Consider the following 2,201-nt stretch of genomic DNA (forward strand, 5'->3'; position numbering starts at 1 on the left):
TTAACGGGCAAATATTAGTTGGTTAAAATAAGCGACGAAGGAGCAAAAACCAACTATTATTTGTCCCTGTTTAATGGCTTGTTAGAAGGCTAAGTCCCCGCATACCTTAACTTCCGAATTGCACCAACAATTCCCCTAGCGCCCACAAATAGCCATAGACCAACAAGAATAGTGATGGAATATCCAACTAGCCAAGCTACAAAAGAAATAGGAAGTTCTTTAGCCATTGAGTCATTTTGAAATTGCAATATAGCAAAAACCTGATTTACGAATGGCACGATTGTTTTCACTACAATAAACAAACCCATCAAGGATAAAAATATGGCGTGCCATTCTCCCAGGGATACTTCCTGTGTATCCGATTTATTTGCGACGAGTCTACTTCCCCATTTTTTTGCATTTGCTAGCAGAAAGATACCTACAACTATTGGTCCGATTGTCGGCCCAATCGCGTTAGTGATGATGAGATCTATAGGAGGTATATCTTCAATAAAGAAAAAGCTGAAGTAATAACCCAAATGGCTTAATACATATGTGAAACAAAGAATTGCAGCAACCTTTAATACCAGTTCCGACAATTGGTGGATATTCATTGGATGCTTCCTTTAGCTTTCTAACACCCGCATAACGGGCAAAAACACGTAGGCTAAAATTGGAGCGAAGCGACTGAGCCTACGTGTTTTTGTCCCCAGCGAGCGCAGCGAGTGGTTAATGCGCTTGTTATACGCTTACACCTCAATCACATTAATATTGTTAGAGCCACCAGTTTTCATATGTTTTGCCATATTTATGACTTCATCTAATGACTCTGCTGGATGACTTGTTGTTGTAATATACTTGGGATTACTCCCATCTCCTATTGCCAACTCATCCATGGCTTCTTCCCAACTTTCACAATCTAAGCCTACGAAGCAAATTAACTCACAACCTTGGTTTATTAAAGAAAGTAGAAAATCCTCACTTTCTGCTGAATACTTTTTATTTGAAAGTAGCACTATCTTTTTCATGGCGTATAACGCTTACAATAACAGGAAAAACCGAGTGCTTTGGCACGAAGTGCCAGCGAGGATTTTTCCCAGTGAGCGAAGCGAATGATGTTTATTGTTTTGTTATACGCCATTAGTCGCTACCTCCGCCATCTCCGGCTGAGTCATATGCACCTAGCCTACCAGCGCCACCACCAAAAGCCTTTGTTTTTTCGTATGCGATATCGTGACTTTTATTTACACGCCAAAATATTATCGCGCCTAAAATTGGAATTAACCAAACCAGAATTGTTTGAACCGACTTCTGGAACGTATCAAGGTCGTCTCTCTTGATAAGGAACACAGATACCGAAAAGCTTGCTAAAACGTATAAACCAATTGCACAGTAAAAATAAACTTCTGTCATTTCAAATTCCTTTTTTGGCGTATAACGCCTTGCTAAGCGGAAAATTTTAGCTGGCTAAAATTAGCGAGGAACGAGCAAAAGCCAGCTGAAATTTGTCCGTTTGAGCAACTTGTTATATATACATTTACGCCTGACTAGATTGCTTTAAATTGTTTAGTAAAACAAGACTTAAACCAATTATTGGAATATTTGTAGTTACAGGGTTGAATGCTTCAATTAATAGCTGAGGTTGCAATATTACGACAAATAATAATAAACCAATTAATCCTAAAATATTTAGAATTAAAACCGATTTCGAACGATAAAAAGCAAAGAACACAATACCAAATATTACTTCGCCAACTCCTGCTGATTGAGTAATTAAATCAGAAATCTCATTTGAAAATCCCAAACTTGCTGTCATAAGCTTTTCCATAGGCGCTATGTGGATTAACTTTGGGAATATCCCATGATAGATCCAACTAAAGCTCACTATAAATCGTGCTATTTGAATTGATGACAACTGAAAACTTCCTTGTATATATAACGCTTTGAATATGGGGATTTTAGGAGCGCTTTGGCCGAAGGCCAGCGAGTAAAATTCCCAGTGAGTTTACGAACGACATAATTCACTTGTTAGGTTACCTTTTCAAACAATACAAGCCACATTCGTTTGCCCATTTTTCAATTTGCACTGCATGCTCTGTATTACGTAAATAAAAAACATTAGTGTCATCCCAACTTTCAAAATATACAGCTTCAAGTTCAGGCAATACGATTTTATAGAAGCGACGACTATCTACATTATGCTGCGTACACATAAGTGTAAT

5 protein-coding genes are annotated in these 2,201 nt (G+C 38.0%); all 5 read right to left on the reverse strand.

The features are described from left to right. Nucleotides 1–89: 89 nt before the first annotated feature. Complete coding sequence (locus GLIP_RS06375) at nucleotides 90–593, reverse strand: hypothetical protein (RefSeq protein ID WP_008843778.1); 504 nt, start codon at nucleotides 591–593, stop codon at nucleotides 90–92. Between the two features lie 135 nt (nucleotides 594–728). Continuing rightward, nucleotides 729–1,007 carry a DUF7684 family protein gene (locus GLIP_RS06380; RefSeq protein WP_008843779.1) on the reverse strand — a complete coding sequence of 93 codons (279 nt, stop codon included), beginning with the start codon at nucleotides 1,005–1,007 and terminating at the stop codon, nucleotides 729–731. A 112-nt stretch (nucleotides 1,008–1,119) separates the two neighbouring features. Continuing rightward, nucleotides 1,120–1,392, reverse strand: coding sequence for a hypothetical protein (locus GLIP_RS06385; RefSeq protein ID WP_008842541.1), 273 nt, complete (start codon nucleotides 1,390–1,392; stop codon nucleotides 1,120–1,122). Between the two features lie 124 nt (nucleotides 1,393–1,516). Then, entirely contained in the window at nucleotides 1,517–1,894 is a 378-nt protein-coding gene (locus tag GLIP_RS06390; protein WP_040522164.1) for a DoxX-like family protein, read from the reverse strand. Nucleotides 1,895–2,012: 118 nt separating this feature from the next. Beyond that, nucleotides 2,013–2,201: hypothetical protein (locus tag GLIP_RS22030; RefSeq protein ID WP_407638136.1), on the reverse strand; the 189-nt coding region annotated here is incomplete at its 5' end.

Origin of the sequence: Aliiglaciecola lipolytica E3, from assembly GCF_000314975.1 — a bacterium.
GTDB lineage: Bacteria > Pseudomonadota > Gammaproteobacteria > Enterobacterales > Alteromonadaceae > Aliiglaciecola > Aliiglaciecola lipolytica.